The sequence below is a fragment of the Pseudomonas sp. YA1 genome (assembly GCF_058680555.1).
In genome coordinates this window covers 113,837-130,850 of sequence record NZ_JBZWBG010000012.1, presented here as the reverse complement: position 1 = coordinate 130,850, position 17,014 = coordinate 113,837, and the positions used below count along the sequence as shown (strand labels likewise).

12 protein-coding genes are annotated in these 17,014 nt (G+C 66.1%); 7 read left to right on the top strand and 5 right to left on the bottom strand.

What is annotated here, in order from left to right; all coding sequences use genetic code 11:
- The first annotated feature begins 83 nt into the window (after nucleotides 1-83).
- On the top strand, nucleotides 84-2,120 hold the full coding sequence (locus AC4OR5_RS18435; protein WP_023105943.1) for an OPT family oligopeptide transporter: 2,037 nt from the start codon (nucleotides 84-86) through the stop codon (nucleotides 2,118-2,120).
- Between the two features lie 107 nt (nucleotides 2,121-2,227).
- On the opposite strand, the gene betT is transcribed toward AC4OR5_RS18435, so the two are convergent.
- The 3 genes from betT to AC4OR5_RS18420 all read right to left on the bottom strand — a co-directional run bounded on the left by betT (nucleotide 2,228) and on the right by AC4OR5_RS18420 (nucleotide 6,308).
- Nucleotides 2,228-4,189, bottom strand: a complete 1,962-nt coding sequence (betT, locus tag AC4OR5_RS18430; RefSeq protein ID WP_003119234.1) for a choline BCCT transporter BetT — start codon at nucleotides 4,187-4,189, stop codon at nucleotides 2,228-2,230.
- 189 nt (nucleotides 4,190-4,378) lie between these two features.
- A complete protein-coding gene (locus AC4OR5_RS18425) occupies nucleotides 4,379-5,353 on the bottom strand; it encodes a sigma 54-interacting transcriptional regulator (RefSeq protein ID WP_034033811.1) in 975 nt (324 codons plus the stop codon).
- 175 nt (nucleotides 5,354-5,528) lie between these two features.
- Nucleotides 5,529-6,308, bottom strand: coding sequence for a MetQ/NlpA family ABC transporter substrate-binding protein (locus tag AC4OR5_RS18420; protein WP_003093057.1), 780 nt, complete (start codon nucleotides 6,306-6,308; stop codon nucleotides 5,529-5,531).
- 437 nt (nucleotides 6,309-6,745) lie between these two features.
- Between AC4OR5_RS18420 and cioA the strand changes: the two genes are divergently transcribed.
- The 3 genes from cioA to AC4OR5_RS18405 are packed head-to-tail and all read left to right on the top strand — an operon-like array spanning nucleotide 6,746 to nucleotide 9,407.
- Nucleotides 6,746-8,212, top strand: a complete 1,467-nt coding sequence (gene cioA, locus AC4OR5_RS18415) for a cyanide-insensitive cytochrome bd quinol oxidase subunit I (RefSeq protein ID WP_003093054.1) — start codon at nucleotides 6,746-6,748, stop codon at nucleotides 8,210-8,212.
- 3 nt (nucleotides 8,213-8,215) lie between these two features.
- A complete protein-coding gene (cioB, locus tag AC4OR5_RS18410; RefSeq protein ID WP_003093053.1) occupies nucleotides 8,216-9,223 on the top strand; it encodes a cyanide-insensitive cytochrome bd quinol oxidase subunit II in 1,008 nt (335 codons plus the stop codon).
- A gap of 13 nt (nucleotides 9,224-9,236) precedes the next feature.
- Nucleotides 9,237-9,407 carry a DUF2474 domain-containing protein gene (locus AC4OR5_RS18405; RefSeq protein WP_003093052.1) on the top strand — a complete coding sequence of 57 codons (171 nt, stop codon included), beginning with the start codon at nucleotides 9,237-9,239 and terminating at the stop codon, nucleotides 9,405-9,407.
- Nucleotides 9,408-9,657: 250 nt separating this feature from the next.
- Here the strand turns inward: AC4OR5_RS18405 and AC4OR5_RS18400 are convergent, their stop codons facing one another.
- Nucleotides 9,658-10,446 (bottom strand): AraC family transcriptional regulator, encoded by a 789-nt coding sequence (locus AC4OR5_RS18400; protein WP_058160478.1) that lies wholly within the window; start codon nucleotides 10,444-10,446, stop codon nucleotides 9,658-9,660.
- A gap of 101 nt (nucleotides 10,447-10,547) precedes the next feature.
- Between AC4OR5_RS18400 and AC4OR5_RS18395 the strand changes: the two genes are divergently transcribed.
- Nucleotides 10,548-11,729 (top strand): MFS transporter, encoded by a 1,182-nt coding sequence (locus AC4OR5_RS18395; RefSeq protein WP_023092464.1) that lies wholly within the window; start codon nucleotides 10,548-10,550, stop codon nucleotides 11,727-11,729.
- A 56-nt stretch (nucleotides 11,730-11,785) separates the two neighbouring features.
- On the opposite strand, the gene AC4OR5_RS18390 is transcribed toward AC4OR5_RS18395, so the two are convergent.
- Complete coding sequence (locus AC4OR5_RS18390) at nucleotides 11,786-12,961, bottom strand: acetyl-CoA C-acyltransferase (RefSeq protein WP_003137737.1); 1,176 nt, start codon at nucleotides 12,959-12,961, stop codon at nucleotides 11,786-11,788.
- A gap of 181 nt (nucleotides 12,962-13,142) precedes the next feature.
- On the opposite strand from AC4OR5_RS18390, the gene AC4OR5_RS18385 reads away from it, so the two are divergent.
- Nucleotides 13,143-14,825, top strand: coding sequence for a fatty acid--CoA ligase (locus AC4OR5_RS18385; RefSeq protein WP_491952834.1), 1,683 nt, complete (start codon nucleotides 13,143-13,145; stop codon nucleotides 14,823-14,825).
- A 211-nt stretch (nucleotides 14,826-15,036) separates the two neighbouring features.
- Nucleotides 15,037-16,962: a DUF1302 domain-containing protein gene (locus AC4OR5_RS18380; protein ID WP_003093045.1), complete on the top strand. Its 1,926-nt coding sequence runs from the start codon at nucleotides 15,037-15,039 to the stop codon at nucleotides 16,960-16,962.
- Nucleotides 16,963-17,014: the final 52 nt, after the last annotated feature.

Sequence of the window (17,014 nt, the reverse complement as noted above, 5' to 3'; positions counted from 1 at the left end):
GCCTCTGCGACATTCGCTGTCGCGTCCCGGCGTGCCGCTCTCGCCTAAGCTTGGCGGGTCAATTGTTTCGAGAGTTTTCATCCATGCAAGAACGCATTCCGGATGAGCTGACCCTGCCAGAGCTCACCCTGCGTGGCCTGATCCTCGGTGCGCTGATCACCGTGGTCTTCACCGCCTCCAACGTCTACCTCGGGCTGAAGGTCGGCCTGACCTTCGCCTCGTCGATCCCGGCGGCGGTGATCTCGATGGCCGTCCTGCGCTACTTCTCCGGCGCCAACATCCTCGAGAACAACATGGTGCAGACCCAGGCCTCGGCGGCCGGCACCCTGTCCTCGATCATCTTCATCCTTCCCGGCCTGCTGATGATCGGCTACTGGAGTGGCTTCCCGTTCTGGCAGACCGCGGCGATCTGCTCCATCGGCGGCATTCTCGGGGTGCTCTATACCATTCCGCTGCGCCGGGTGATGGTGGTGCAGAGCGAACTGCCGTATCCGGAAGGGGTGGCGGCGGCGGAAATCCTCCGGGTCGGCAGCGACGGCGCCGAGGACGAGGAAGACGTCCGCGCGCCGCGCGCCGCCGGCAACGCACCGGGCCTGTACGACATCCTCGGCGGCGGCCTGGTGGCGGCGCTGTTCAGCCTCTGGAGCAGCGGCTTCAAGGTCCTCGCCGAAGGCTTCAGCGTCTGGCTCAGCGCCGGGCAGGCGGTGTTCCGCCTGTCCACCGGTTTTTCCCTGGCGCTGGTCGGTGCCGGTTACCTGATGGGCATCACCGCCGGCATCGCGATCCTCATCGGCGTGGTGGTCTCCTGGGGCGTCGCGGTGCCGCTGCTGACCGTCAATAGCGTGCCGGCCGACGGCCAGAGCCTGTCGGACCTGGCCACCCAACTGTGGAGTTCGCAGGTGCGCTTCCTCGGCGCCGGCACCATCGGCGTGGCCGCGCTGTGGACCCTGGCGACCCTGTTCAAGCCGATGGTGCGGGGCGTCTGGGCCTCCCTCGGGGCAGTGCGCGGCAATAGCCAGGCGAGCAGCCTGCGCACCGAGCTGGACATGCCGGCCAAGTGGATCCTGCTGATCGCCGGGATACTGCTGGTCTCGCTGTTCATGGTCTTCAGCCACTTCCTCGGTGCCGCCGCGCCGGACATGGCCAGCCCGCAGTTCTGGAGCCTGGTGGCGGTATGCGTGGTGTTCGCCTTCTTCTTCGGCTTCCTGATCGCCGCCGCCTGCGGCTACATGGCCGGCCTGGTCGGTTCGTCGAGCAGTCCGATCTCGGGGATCGGGATCATCGCGGTCATCCTGGTGTCGTTGCTGATCCTCGGCTTCGGCAGCATCGAGGGCGGCCTGCTGGACCGCCAGAACGGCAAGCTGGCGATCGCCCTGGCGCTGTTCACCACCTCGGTGGTGCTGGCCATCGCGGCGATCTCCAACGACAACCTGCAGGACCTCAAGACCGGCTACCTGGTCGGCGCCACGCCCTGGCGCCAGCAGGTCGCGCTGATCGTCGGCTGCATCGTCGGCGCGCTGGTGATCCCGCCGGTACTGGAACTGCTCTACAGCGCCTACGGCTTCACCGGGGCCCTGCCGCGCGAGGGAATGGACCCCGGCCAGGCCCTGGCCGCGCCGCAGGCGACCCTGATGACGGCGATCGCCAGCGGGATTTTCCACGACGCGCTGAACTGGAACATGATTCTCATCGGCGTCGCCCTGGGCATCGCCCTGATCCTCGTCGACCTGCTCCTGCGCCGTACCGGCAAGGCCTGCCTGCCGGTGCTGGCGGTGGGCCTGGGGATCTACCTGCCGCCGACCATCGGCATGACCCTGGTGGTCGGCGCGCTGATTTCCTGGCTGCTGGAAAATGCCCTGAAGAAGCGTGCGGCGGCGGCCGGGGTCGACGAAGAGACCTATGCCGAAGAGCCGAAGCGACGCGGCGTGCTGCTGGCCTCGGGGCTGATCGTCGGCGAGAGCCTGATGGGCATCCTGCTCGCCGGGGTGATCGGCGCCACCGGCGAGGACGCGCCGCTGGCGCTGGCCGGCGCCGGCTTCGCGGGCATCGCCCAGTGGCTGGGACTGGTGGTATTCGTCGCGATCTGCGTGCTGTTCTACCGGCGAGTGCTGGCGCGCTGAGGGATTCGCGGCTGCACGGGGATGGGATGTTGCCGCTAGCGTCATTCCCTGCGGTCAGGGACGGAGGATGAGGGAAGGGGCGCCCTGCGCGCCCCCTTTTCCTGCACTCAACGCACCAGGTGCAGGAACTGCAGGTGCCGCTCGTACTGGTCGAGCATGTCGTTGATGATCTGCTCCTTGGTGTAGCCCATCAGATCGTAGTCCTGGCTACCTTCGGCGAGATGCACTTCGGCACGGAAGTAGCGGCGGTTCTTCAGGTGCAGGCCGCCCATGCCGGCACGCGCGAAGGACGGCGTGAAGTAGCCGCGCATCAGCACCTGGTAGAGGAACCGATGCTGCTCGCCATGACCGATCTCCAGGCTCAGCGAGGCGTTGCCCGGGTCGAGCTGGGCGTCCACCGCCAGGCCCTTCTCGCGGAACACCTCGGAAACCTCGCTGATCGCCGGGCGCACCACGTCGTTCATGAAGCGGTACACCTCGTCCCGCGAGGGGAAGTGCACGGCCTGCGACAGGCGTCGCTTCCAGCCGCCGGAGCGCTTGCCGTTGCCGCTCATCAGCGGCGCCAGGGAGTGGCTCCGCGCCCGCTGGCGCTGCGACTCCATGTAGAAGGCCTTGTGCAGGCCCCACATCATCAATAGCAGGATCAGCGAGAAGGGCAGGGAGGTCAGCACCACCGCCGACTTCAGCGCGTCGATGCTGCCGGCGAACAGCAGCCCTCCGGTGACCAGCGCGGTGACCGAGCCCCAGAACACCCGCAGCCACTTCGGTCCGTCGTCGTCGGCGCTGCCGCCGTGGGCGGAGAGGGTGGAGAGGACCACGGTGCCGGAGTCCGCCGAGGTGACGAAGAAGACGAAGCTGACCAGCACCGTGACGGTGATCACCGCGCGGCTCCAGGGGTAGTTCTGGAGCATCTGGTAGAGGGCCATCGACGGCTGCTCGATGGCCACCCGGCCGAGTTCGCTGGCGCCGCCGAGGGCCTGCTCCAGGGCGCTGTTGCCGAAGATCGACATCCACGCCAGGGTGAAGCCGAGCGGGATGAACAGCACGCCGAAGACGAATTCGCGGATCGTCCGGCCGCGCGAGATGCGCGCGATGAACAGGCCGACGAAGGGCGCCCAGGCGATCCACCAGGCCCAGTAGAACACCGTCCACGAGCCCAGCCAGTCGCTGGGGCCGCCGTAGGCGTAGAGGTCGAAGCTCTTGCCCGGCAGGTGGCCGAGGTAGTCGCCGACGTTCTGCACCAGGGTGTTGAGCAGGTGCTGGGTCGGACCGGCGAACAGCACGAACAGCAGCAGGCTGCAGGCCAGCAGCATGTTGATGTCGGAGAGGATGCGGATGCCCTTGTCGACCCCGGAGACCGCCACCGAGATCGCCGCGCCCATCATCAGCACGATGAGCGCCATCTGCACCGGGTGGGTATGCGGGATGGCGTACAGGTAGTCCAGCCCGGAGTTGAGCTGGAGCACGCCGAAGCCCATGTCGGCGCCGAGGCCGAACACCGTGGCGATGATGCCGAAGCAGTCCACCGTGTAGCCGATCGGCCCGTTGATGCGCTTGCCGATCAACGGGTAGAGCGCCGAGCGCAGGGCCAGCGGCAGGTTGTGGCGGTAGGCGAAGTAGGCCAGGGCCATCGCCACTAGGGCGAACACGCCCCAGCCGTGCAGGCCCCAGTGCAGGAACAGCAGTTCCATGGCCTGTCGCGCGGCTTCCTGGGTACCGGCCTCGCCTTGCGGCGGCTGGAGGAAGTGGGTCAGCGGCTCGGATACGCAGAAGAAGAACAGGGTGATGCTGATGCCGGCGGCGAACAGCATGCCGGCCCAGGACAGGTAGCTGAATTCCGGCTCGTCGTGGTCGGCACCGAGCTTGATCTTGCCGTAGCCGGAAAGCGCGGTGACCACCACGAAGATCAGGTACAGCGTCATCGCCAGCAGGTAGTACCAACCGACGGTCTGCGAGGCCCAGGTCTGTGCGGCCAGCAACCATTCGCCGGCGCGCTGGGGGAAGCCGATGACCACCGCGGCGAACAGCAGGATCAGGATCGCCGCACCGTAGAACACCGGGGGATTCATGCGGATGGGCGTGGGGGTGGAGGGGGGGGCGGAGGGCGATTGTGCGTCAGTCAAAACAGGCTGGTCTCCTCGTCCTTAATTTGATCAAGCGTTCAATATAAACACGATCGAGGGCTCGGGAGCCAATCCTTCGGACGTATGGGAGCCTTCGGCGCCGCGCTTTTCCCGCACGTTCGCCGAAGGATTCCTTCAGTTCGCCGCCAGTCCCAGGCGCCGCCTTCCCGCCTCCTCGTCGCCGCCTGCCTGCTCGGTGGCCAGTTGCAGGAGCAGGGCCTGTACCTGCTCCAGCGACGGCGCTCCGACTTGGCCGAGCAGGCGCCGCAGACCGGCCAGCGATGGGTCTGGCGTTGCCCCGCCAAAATTCAGATGCTGCGGCAGGATTTCTTCCTTGTCGCTGACCAGCAGGGCGAAGTGGACGACGTTTTCCAGTTCGCGGATGTTGCCTGGCCAGGGATAGCTCTCGAGGATCCGCTGGGTCTCCACGCCGATGGCCGGCACCGGCAGGTCCAGGCGCTGGGCATAGACACCGACGAAGTATTCCGCCAGCGGCAGGATGTCTCCCGGACGTTCGCGCAATGGCGGCAGGCTCAGGCGGCCGTCGTGCAGGTACTGCTGCAGGCCGGCCAGGAACTTGCCGGCGCGCACCGCCTGGTCCAGGTCGACGCTGGTGGCGGTGACCAGGCGCACGTCATGGGGAATCGGCTGCTGCGCGCCGACCCGCAGCACCTCGCGTTCCTCCAGCGTCTGTAGCAGCCTGGCCTGCAACGTCAGCGGCAGGTCGCCGATCTCGTCCAGGTACAGGGTGCCGCCATTGGCCGAACCGAACCAGCCGGCGCGGCTGCCGACCGGGCCGTTGTGGGCGCCGGGGGCGTAGCCGAACAGCTCGGCTTCGGCGTGGTTGCGACTGAGGGCGCTGCAACTGACCGCGACGAACAGACCGGCGCGTTCGCTGTGGCGGTGGATCTGCCGGGCGAGCAGCTCCTTGCCGGTGCCGGTCTCGCCTTCGATCAGCACCGGCTGGCCCTGCGGCGCGAGGCGCTCGAGTTCTTCGCGGACCCGGTGCGAGCGTGGGTCGAAGAACACCAGGGCCTTGGCGCGGATGCTCAGCGGACTGCGGTCGGCGTCGGGGAAGGTCAACGGCGCGGGGCGTGGTTTCTCGCTCATGGGTAACTCCTTGACGGCACGGGGCGCCTCCAGCGCCTGCGCCGCGACGACGGACCGGGACGGCTGCGGGCGGGGGCCGTTGCGGAAAAAGAAACGCCGGTGCAAGCCATGCGACACCGGCGTGAACAAGGGGCGCTGCAACGGCGCCCAGCGTGGGAGTCGGGACGGGCTGGGGTCAGAAGGCCGGGACCACCGCGCCGGCATATTTCTTCTCGATGAAGGCTTTCACTTCCGGGCTGGTCAGCGCGGCGGAAAGCTTCTTCAGGGCGTCGCTGTCCTTGTTGTCCGGACGCGCCACCAGGTAGTTCACATAGGGCGAGTCGCGGTCTTCCAGGACCAGCGCGTCCTTAGCCGGGTTGAGCTTGGCCTCCAGCGCGTAGTTGGTGTTGATAAGGTCCAGGTCGACCTGGTCCAGCACGCGCGGCAACAGGGCCGATTCGAGTTCCTTGAACTTCAGGTTCTTCGGGTTCTCGGCGATGTCCTTGGGCGTGGCCAGGGCGTTGTTCGGGTCCTTCAGCTTGAGCAGGCCGGCCTTCTGCAACAGCAGCAGGGCGCGCCCGCTGTTGCTGCCTTCGTTGGGGATGGCGACGGTGGCGCCGTCGGGCAGCTCGGCCAGCGACTTGTATTTCCTCGAATAGCCACCGAAGGGTTCGACGTGTACGCCGACCACGGTGACCAGGTTGGTGCCCTTGCCTTTGTTGAAGTTCTCCAGGTACGGCAGGGTCTGGAAGTAGTTGGCGTCCAGGCGCTTCTCGGCGACCTGCACGTTGGGCTGCACGTAGTCGGTGAACACCTTGATCTGCAGGTCGACGCCTTCCTTCGCCAGGGTCGGCTTGATCAGCTCAAGGATTTCCGCGTGGGGGATCGGCGTGGCGGCGACGATGAGCTTTTCCGCGGCGCTGGCGGAAACGCTGATGACGGAGGCCAGGGCAGTCAGCAGGAGCAGTTTTTTCATTCTTCGATCCTTGTAGGGCGATGTCCGCCGCTGCGCGCAGGGCGGTGAAGGAGGGGCGCCAACACGCGAGGGGCGGCTTGAAGGGGAGAGTAGCGACTCTTTTTATTCCATAAAAATATTATTTGTTTATTTTTATATTCCATGAATGAATATGCGAGGACTGAGGCAATTTGTCTCGCGACAACCGACCACAGCAGGACGGTCTAGGCTAACGGGTAAGATTTTCGTACCGAATTGCTCTGCATCAAGGCGGGCGGTTCGGGAATCTGCTTGCGACCCTTCCCGCATTCCTGCCATCCAGGGCTGCGGTCGCTTTCCAATGACAAGAACGATAGCTGAAGGATGTGTTCCAAAACCTTGCGTCGCGTTGCGCGTGAGGAAGCACGGCCGAATCCGCACGTAAGCCGGAAGGGCCGAGAACCTGAAGAGGAGTTGCCATGTTCGGATTGGAGGCTATCGACCTTGCCCGCATCCAGTTCGCGTTCACCGTGTCCTTCCACATCATCTTCCCGGCGATCACCATCGGGTTGGCCAGCTACCTGGCCGTACTGGAAGGCCTCTGGCTGAAAACGAACGAAGAGGTCTACCGCGACCTCTATCATTTCTGGTCGAAGATTTTCGCGGTCAACTTCGGCATGGGCGTGGTGTCCGGGCTGGTCATGGCGTACCAGTTCGGCACCAACTGGAGCCATTTCTCCGACTTCGCCGGGTCCATCACCGGTCCGCTGCTGACCTACGAGGTGCTCACCGCGTTCTTCCTCGAGGCCGGTTTCCTCGGGGTCATGCTGTTCGGCTGGAACCGCGTGGGACCGGGCCTGCATTTCTTCGCCACGGTGATGGTGGCGATCGGCACGCTGATCTCGACGTTCTGGATCCTCGCTTCCAACAGCTGGATGCAGACCCCGCAGGGCTTCGAGATCGTCGACGGCCGGGTGATCCCGGTGGACTGGGTGGCGGTGATCTTCAACCCGTCGTTCCCCTACCGCCTGCTGCACATGTCGGTCGCCGCGTTCCTCGCCACCGCCTTCTTCGTCGGCGCCTCGGCCGCCTGGCACCTGCTGCGCGGGCGCGACAACCCGGCGATCCGCAAGATGCTCTCGATGGCCATGTGGATGGCGCTGATCGTCGCCCCGGTACAGGCGCTGATCGGCGACGCCCATGGCCTCAACACCCTGGAGCACCAGCCGGCGAAGATCGCCGCGATGGAAGGCCACTGGGACAACAGCAGCGGCGAGCCGACCCCGCTGATCCTGTTCGGCTGGCCGGACATGCAGCGCGAGGAAACCCGCTTCAAGGTGGAGATCCCGGTGCTCGGCAGCCTGATCCTCAAGCACAGCCTGACCGAGCCGATCCCGGCGCTGAAGGACTTCCCGCCGGAAGACCGGCCGAACTCCACCGTGGTGTTCTGGTCGTTCCGGATCATGGCCGGCCTCGGCATGCTGATGATCCTGGTCGGCGTCTGGAGCCTGTGGCTGCGCTGGCGCGGCCAGGACAAGCTGTTCAACTCGAAGGCCTTCCTGCGCCTGACCCTGCTGATGGGACCGTCCGGCCTGATCGCGATCCTCGCCGGCTGGTTCACCACCGAGATGGGCCGCCAGCCCTGGGTGGTCTACGGGCTGATGCGCACCGCCGACGCCTCCTCGGCGCAGAGCGTGACGCAGATGAGCCTGACCCTGCTGACCTTCGTGGTGGTGTACTTCTCGCTGTTCGGCGTCGGCATCGGCTACATGATGCGCCTGGTGCGCAAGGGCCCGGTCACCCATGAGGGACGCGAGACCAACCCGGGAGGCGCCGGGCAGAAGCGCACGCCGGCGCGGCCGTTGTCGGCCGCCGGCGAAGGTTTCGACGAAGAGCACGACGGCCACGCGCAAGCGGCCGACCGCGACCAGGACAAGAGGAACTGAGACATGGGTATCGATCTTCCCCTCATCTGGGCGGTCATCATCATCTTCGGCATCATGATGTACGTGGTGATGGACGGCTTCGACCTGGGCATCGGCATGCTCTATCCGTTCTTCAAGGACAGCGGCGACCGCGATGTGATGATGAACACCGTGGCGCCGGTCTGGGACGGCAACGAGACCTGGCTGGTGCTGGGCGGCGCGGCGTTGTTCGGAGCCTTCCCGCTGGCCTACGCGGTGGTCCTGTCGGCGCTCTACCTGCCGTTGATCTTCATGCTCGTCGGGCTGATCTTCCGCGGCGTCGCCTTCGAGTTCCGCTTCAAGGCCAAGCCGGCCAAGCAGCACATCTGGGACAAGGCGTTCATCGGCGGTTCGCTGGTGGCGACCTTCTTCCAGGGCGTGGCGCTGGGCGCCTTCATCGAAGGCATCCCGGTGGAGAACCGCAGCTTCGCCGGCGGTTCGCTGGACTGGATCGCGCCGTTCCCGCTGTTCTGCGGCCTGGCCCTGATCGTCGCCTACACCCTGCTCGGCTGCACCTGGCTGATCATGAAGACCGAAGGCCGCCTGCAGGAGCGCATGCACGACCTGGCGCGCCCGCTGGCGCTGGTGCTGCTGGCGATCATCGGGGTGGTCAGCCTGTGGACGCCGCTGGCCCATGCCGAGATCGCCGCACGCTGGTTCAGCCTGCCGAACCTGTTCTGGTTCCTGCCGGTGCCGATCCTGGTCCTGGTGACCTTCTATGCGCTGCTGCGCTCGGTGGCCAACAACGACCACGTGAAGCCGTTCGTGCTCACCCTTGTGTTGATCTTCCTCGGCTACAGCGGCCTGGGGATCAGCCTGTGGCCGAACATCATCCCGCCGGCGGTGAGCATCTGGGAGGCCTCGGCGCCGCCGCAGAGCCAGGGCTTCATGCTGGTCGGCGCGCTGTTCATCATTCCCTTCATCCTCGGCTACACCGCCTGGAGCTACTACGTGTTCCGCGGCAAGGTGAAGCACGGCGATGGCTATCACTGAGGAGGCGCCGCATATGGTCCGTACGCCGAGTCATCCCGAACGAGATAGCGCGGCCAAGCCACCGCTCTGGCGACGCCTGGCCTGGCTGGCGGGTATCTGGACCGCCAGCGTGCTGGCCCTGGGCGTCGCCGCCTGGCTGATGCGCCTGTTCATGAGCGCGGCGGGGCTGGGCGTCCCGCACTGATCGACGATCCCATCCGGGCGCTCCGGCGCCCTTTTCCGAGAGCCCTCCGCTGGAGGGCTTCTTTTTGTCCGCCGATCCGCCAGTGCTTGGTGTTGCGCCGTAGGGCGTCAATCCTCGCGTTCCCGCCTTGCACCATCCGCCCTACGGGAGCCTTGGCGGCGGATGCGCCCTAGCGGCGCCTTGGTAGGGCGAATGACGCCGCAGGCGTTATCCGCCGATTCGCGGTTGCTTGGCGTTGCGCCGTCGGGCATCAGTCCTCGCGGCCCCTGACCCGTGCCAGTTGCTCCAGTCGCCCCAGGTAGTCGCGCGGGGTTTCGCCGAGCAGGCGGCGGAACATGCTGCTGAAGGCCCGCGTACTGCCGTAGCCGAGGTCGCGGGCGACCACCTGCACGCTGTCGCCGGCCAGCAGGCGCGGCAGGGCTTCGGTCAGGCGCAGTTGCTGGCGCCACTCATGGAAGCTCATCTGCAATTCCTGGGCGAACAGCCGCGCCAAGGTGCGCGAGCTGGCGCCGACCCGCAGGCCCCAGTCATCGAGGGTCAGCCCCAGTTCCGGCTGTTTCAGCAATGCCTGGCAGATCGCCTGCAAACGGCGGTCGCGGGGCATCGGCAGGTACAGCGGCATCCGTTCGAGGTTGGCGATCTCGCTGAGGATCAGCCCTTGCAGGCGCTGGCGGAAGTCGTCCAGGCGCGGCTGGCTCTCGAGGTGGATGGCGCGCAGGATCATTTCCCGCAGCAGCGGCGTCACCGCCAGTACGCAACAGTCGTTTAGCGGTGTCGGTGTTTCGGGTTGCTCGATGAACAGGGTGCGCATGTGCACCTCGCCGGACATGAATATCTCGTGCTCCACCCGGGGCGGAATCCATACCGCGCGGGTCGGCGGGATCACCCAGGCGCCGTGGTGGGTGGCCAGGCGCATCAGGCCGCGAGCGGCGTAGAGGAACTGCGCCTGCGGGTGGAAATGCCGCCCCAGGTGATGGCCGTCGGGGAAGTCGAGGGAGATGGCGGCCAGCAGGCCGTCCGGGCGGTGCTCGATCAGCATGTCCGTTTCGATGACCTCGCTGTCCTGTCTGCGCTTTTCGGTCAACCTATCATGGCCGGGTCATGACGCCCATTCCTCACCGACCATTCAGGCCGCACGCCATGAACCGACCTCGAACCGTTATCCGCTTCATCAACGCCGCGCATGTCATCGACCACATGTTCATGCTGATCTTCCCCGCCGCCGTGCTCGGCATGGCCGGCAGCTTCGACCTCGACTACGCCGGTCTGATCGGCCTGTCGCTGGGCGGTTTCATCGCCTTCGGCGCCTGTTCGCTGCCGGCCGGCTGGCTGGGCGATACCTGGAGCCGGCGGCGGATGATGCTGCTGTTCTTCTTCGGCATCGGCGCCGCCGCGCTGCTCACCGGGCTGGCCGGTAGCGTACCGATGCTGGTGACCGGGCTGACCCTGATCGGGGTGTTCGCCGCGATCTACCACCCGGTCGGCACCGCGATGTTGGTGGCACACGCGGAGAACCGCGGCCGCGAGATCGGCATCAACGGCATGTGGGGTAACCTCGGGGTCGCCTTCGCCGCGCTGCTTACCGGCTTTCTCACCGCGCACTTCGGTTGGCGTGCGGCGTTCATCCTGCCCGGCGGGGTGGCCATCCTGCTCGGCATCGGCTTTTTCTTCTGCGTGCGCGAGGAGCCATCGCCGCACCTGTCGGCCAAGGCCGCGGCGCGTGGCGAGGACAGCGAGGGTCTGTCGATGCGCCGGGTGTTCGGCGTGCTGGCGCTGGTCACCGCCACCGGCGGGGTGGTGTTCAACGCCAGCACCGTGACCTACCCGAAGCTGTTCCAGGAGCGCCTGAGCGACTTGCTGGCGTCGCCGCAGACCCTTGGCGTGGTGGTCAGCCTGGCCTATGCCTTCGGCGCGGTGGCGCAACTGATCATGGGCCGCCTGATCGATCGCCTGAACCTGAAGTTGCCGTTCGTCTTCCTCACCTTCTGCCAGGTGCCGCTGCTGCTGGCCCTGGCCTACGGCCACGGCAGCGCAGTGGTGCTGTTCGGCGCGCTGTTCATGTTCGCGGTGTTCGGCCAGGTGACGGTGAACGACGCGATGGTCGCCCACTTCGTCGCGCCGCAGTGGCAGGCGCGGGTCTTCGCCCTGCGCTATTTCCTGTCGTTCGGTGCCAGCGCGGCGGCGATCCCGATGATCGCCTACCTGGAGCCACGGCAGGGGCTGCTGGGGTTGTACCTGGTGCTGGCGGGCTTCGCCGCGCTGACCTTCGCCGCGGCGCTGGTGTTTCCGCGTCCGGCGCGCAGCGCCGCGGTGGGCGCCTGAGGAAGAGGGCGCCCGGACAGCACGAGCCGGCCGGACGCCGATGGCTCAACGCCGTATCAGAGCAGTTCGACCGCCACGGCGGTGGCTTCGCCGCCGCCGATGCACAGCGAGGCGACGCCGCGCTTGCCGCCTTTCTGGCGCAGGGCGTTGATCAGGGTGAGGATGATCCGCGAGCCGGTGGAGCCGACCGGATGGCCCTGGGCGCAGGCGCCGCCATAGACATTGACCTTGGCATGATCGAGGCCGTGTTCGCGCATGGCGAGCATGGTGACCATGGCGAAGGCTTCGTTGATCTCGAACAGGTCGACGTCGTCCTTGTTCCAGCCGGTCCTGGCGAACAGGTTGGTCATCGCGCCGATCGGCGCCAGGGTGAACTCGCTCGGGTCCTGGCTCTGGGTGGCATGGCCGACGATTCGCGCCAGCGGCTTCAGGCCACGGCGCTGGGCTTCCTCGGCGGTCATCAGGACCAGCGCGGAGGCGCCGTCGGAGATCGAGCTGGCATTGGCGGCGGTGATGGTGCCGTCCTTGCGGAACGCCGGCTTGAGGCTCGGGATCTTCTCCAGGTTGGCGGTCAGCGGTTGCTCGTCGTCCTTCACCACGCTCTCGCCCTTGCGGCTGGTGACGGTGACCGGGACGATTTCCGCCGCCAGCGAGCCATCGGCGATGGCGGCCTGGGCGCGCTTGAGCGATTCGATGGCATAGGCGTCCATCTCCTCGCGGGTCACGCCGTACTTGTCGGCGGTCTCCTGGGCGAACGAACCCATCAAACGGCCGGTGCGGGCGTCCTCGAGGCCGTCGAGGAACATGTGGTCCTTGATCTCGCCGTGGCCCATGCGCAGGCCGCTGCGGGCTTTCTCCAGGACATAGGGCGCGTTGGACATGCTTTCCATGCCACCGGCGACCATCACCTGGTTGGTGCCAGCCTTGAGCAGGTCGTGGGCCAGCATCACCGCCTTCATCCCCGAGCCGCACAGCTTGTTGATGGTGGTGCAGCCGGTGGCGGCGGGCAGGCCGGCCGCCAGCGCGGCCTGGCGGGCCGGGCCCTGCTTCAGGCCGGCGGGCAGGACGCAACCCATGATCACTTCCTGTACGTCCTCGGCGGCGATGCCGGCGCGCTGCACCGCTTCGCGGATCACGACGGCACCCAGGTCGACCGCGGAAACGCCGGTCAGGCTGCCCTGGAAGCCGCCCATGGGAGTACGGGCGCCGGCGACGATGACGATATCGGACATGGAACGTTACCTCTTGTTCTGGATAGGGTCTGAACGATTCAGTGGGCGGATTCTATCTTGTGACCGGGAGGCTCCGAAAGGTCACGGGGCAAATCACTCTTTTGACTGATGAACAAAGCCCGCCGACGGCTCTAGAGTCGGCCTCATCCTGACAACGAACCCGCTCCCAGGTGTACGCCCCATGCTGAAGACCCGTCTCATCCCGGCCGCCGCCGGCGCTTATCAGTATCCGTTGCTGATCAAGAGCCTGATGCTTTCCGGCCGTCGTTACGAAAAGAGTCATGAAATCGTCTACCGCGACCAGGTGCGCTACAGCTACGCCACCTTCAACGAGCGCGTCGCGCGCCTGGCCAACGTACTCAGCGAGGCCGGGGTGAAGGCCGGCGACACGGTGGCGGTGATGGACTGGGACAGCCATCGCTACCTGGAACGCATGTTCGCCATCCCGATGATCGGGGCGGTGCTGCATACCATCAATATCCGCCTCTCCCCGGAGCAGATCCTCTACACCATGAACCACGCCGAGGATCGCTTCGTGCTGGTGAACAGCGAGTTCGTCCCGCTCTACCAGGCGGTGGCGGGGCAGCTGGCCACGGTGGAGCGGACCATCCTGCTCACCGATGGCGCGGAGAAGAGCGCGGAACTGCCCGGCCTGGTCGGCGAATACGAGTCGCTGCTGGCCGCGGCCAGCCCGCGCTACGACTTCCCCGATTTCGACGAGAACTCCATCGCCACCACCTTCTACACCACCGGCACCACCGGCAATCCGAAAGGTGTGTATTTCAGCCACCGGCAACTGGTCCTGCACACCCTGGCGATGGCTTCGACCATCGGCAGCCTGGACAGCATCCGCCTGCTCGGTACCAGCGACGTGTACATGCCGATCACCCCGATGTTCCATGTCCACGCCTGGGGCACTCCGTACGTGGCGACCATGCTCGGGGTCAAGCAGGTCTATCCCGGGCGTTACGATCCGGAACTGCTGGTCGAACTGTGGAAGCGCGAGAAGGTCACCTTCTCCCACTGCGTGCCGACCATCCTGCAGATGGTGATGAACGCCAGGGCCGCCCAGGGCGTGGACTTCAAGGGCTGGAAGGTGATCATCGGCGGGAGCGCGCTGAACCGCTCGCTCTACGAGGCGGCCAAGGCGCGCGGCATCCAGCTGACCGCCGCCTACGGCATGTCGGAGACCTGTCCGCTGATTTCCTGCGCCTACCTCAACGACGAACTGCTGGCCGGAAGCGAGGACGAGCGCACCACCTACCGGATCAAGGCAGGCGTGCCGGTGCCGCTGGTGGATGCGGCGATCATGGACGAACAGGGCCGCTTCCTCCCGGCCGACGGCGAATCCCAGGGCGAGCTGGTGTTGCGCTCGCCATGGCTGACCCAGGGGTATTTCCGCGAACCCGAGCGCGGCGAGGAGTTGTGGCGCGGCGGCTGGATGCACACCGGCGACGTGGCGACCCTGGACGGCATGGGCTTCATCGAGATCCGCGACCGCATCAAGGACGTGATCAAGACCGGCGGCGAGTGGCTGTCCTCCCTGGAGCTGGAAGACCTGATCAGCCGCCATCCGGCGGTACGCGAAGTGGCGGTGGTCGGGGTGCCCGATCCGCAATGGGGCGAGCGCCCGTTCGCCCTGCTGGTGGTGCGCGAGGGCCAGCAACTGGACGCCCGTGGCCTGAAGGAGCACCTCAAGCCTTTCGTCGAGCAGGGCAACATCAACAAGTGGGCGATCCCCTCGCAGATCGCGGTTGTTACCGATATTCCCAAGACCAGCGTCGGCAAGCTGGACAAGAAGCGCATCCGTATCGAGATCGCCCAGTGGCAGGAAGCCGGCAGCGCCTTCCTGTCGACCGTCTGACGGGGCTTTCCTACACCGCTGAAACGCCCGGAGGCCAAGCAAACGCTTGGTCTCCGCGTTTTCGCGACCGCCCGGTCATTCTCCATCCGCCGCAAAGGCGCGAGCCAGAGTGGTTGCGCCGCGCAAATCACACTTTCGAGGGATCAAGCGGCAGGCAGCGCTAGCTATAGTCCACGCACTCATAACAAAAAACACACATGGAGTAGCGTCGATGACAACCCGTAATCCGTTCTCGCGTCGGGCCCGGTTGCCGTTGGCCGTCAGCCTGGCTTCCTCGCTGGCGGCTCCGGCCTTTGGGGTGACCTTCAACATCGGGGAAATCGAAGGTTCCTTCGACTCGGCGTTGTCGGTCGGGGCCAGCTGGTCGACCGCCAAGCCGAACAAGAACCTGATCGGTGTGAACAACGGCGGCAAGGGACTTTCCCAGACCTCCGACGACAGCCACTTGAACTTCAAGCGTGGGGAAACGTTCTCGAAGGTCTTCAAGGGCATCCATGACCTCGAGCTGAAGTACGGCGATACCGGTGTGTTCCTGCGCGGCAAGTACTGGTACGACTTCGAACTGAAGGACGAGCACCGCGAGTTCAAGGACATCGACGACAGCGGCCGCAAGACCCTGGCCAAGTCCTCCGGCGCCGAACTGCTCGACGCCTTCATCTACCACAACTATGCCATCGGTGACCTGCCGGGCAGCGTGCGCCTGGGCAAGCAGGTGGTGAACTGGGGCGAGAGCACCTTCATCCAGAACGGCATCAGCGCCATCAACCCGATCGACGTCACCGCCTTCCGCCGGCCCGGCTCGGAGATCAAGGAAGGCCTGATCCCGGTGAACATGTTCTACCTGTCGCAGAACCTCACCGACAACCTGTCCGCCGAAGGCTTCTACCAGATTGAGTGGGACCAGACGGTGGTCGACAACTGCGGCACCTTCTTCTCCCAGCCGGACGTGGTGGCCGATGGCTGCGACCAGAACCTGGCGGTGCTGACCAACAACAAGGCGTCCATCAACCTGCTCAACAACGTGCTCGCCGGGGCTGGCCTGAGCGTTACCCCGTCGCCCTGGGACGAGGGCATCCTGGTCCGCCGCGGGCCGGACCGCGACGCTCGCGACAGCGGCCAGTACGGCTTCGCCCTGCGCTACTTCGCCGACGAACTGAACACCGAGTTCGGCGCCTACTACATGAACTACCACAGCCGCCTGCCGATCTTCAGCGGCCAGGGCGCCTCGGCCAGCACTATGGCGGCGATCAACGACCTCGCCACCCGCCTCGCCGCGATCAACCCGGCACTGGCCGCCCAGGCCGCGGCGGCGGCCACCGCCGGCAACTCCAGCTACTTCATCGAGTACCCGGAAGATATCCGCATGTTCGGCCTGAGCTTCTCCACCACGTTGCCCAACGGCACCGCGTGGAGCGGCGAAGTCAGCTACCGGCCCAACGCGCCGGTGCAACTGAACACCACCGACATCCTCTTCGCCGGCCTCGACCCGGTGAGCATCGGCGGCAACCGCCCCTACGACAACGCCTCGGTGCTGAACGGCCAGGCCGGGCAGGACCTGCACGGCTATCGGCGCAAGGAGATCACCCAACTGCAGACCACCCTGACGCACTTCTTCGACCAGGTGATGGGCGCCGAGCGCCTGACCCTGGTGGGCGAGATCGGCTGGACCCACGTCGGCGGCCTGGAAAGCACCTCCAAGGCACGCTACGGGCGTGACCCGGTCTTCGGACCGGGGCCGCTGCCGGGGACCATCTCCGGCCTGGCCAGCTGCCAGGCGCTGAACGTCAGCACGCTGGGCACCGCCGAAGCGAACAACGTCAGCCGCTACTGCGAGAACGATGGCTATACCACCTCGGACGCCTGGGGTTATCGCGCCCGTGCGATCTGGGACTACAACGACGTGTTCATGGGCGTGAACCTCAAGCCCAGCGTGGCCTGGTCGCACGACGTCGATGGCTATTCGCCCGGCCCCGGCGCCAACTTCGAGGAAGGCCGCAAGGCGGTCAGCCTGGGGGTGGACGCGGAGTACCAGAACACCTACACCGCGAGCCTCTCCTACACCAACTTCTTCGACGGCAAGTACACCACCGTGGACGATCGCGACTTCGTCGCGCTCAGCTTCGGCATGAACTTCTGATGTACGCCGGCCCGGTGCGAACCGGGCCGGCGAGCAGGACTTAACGAGGACG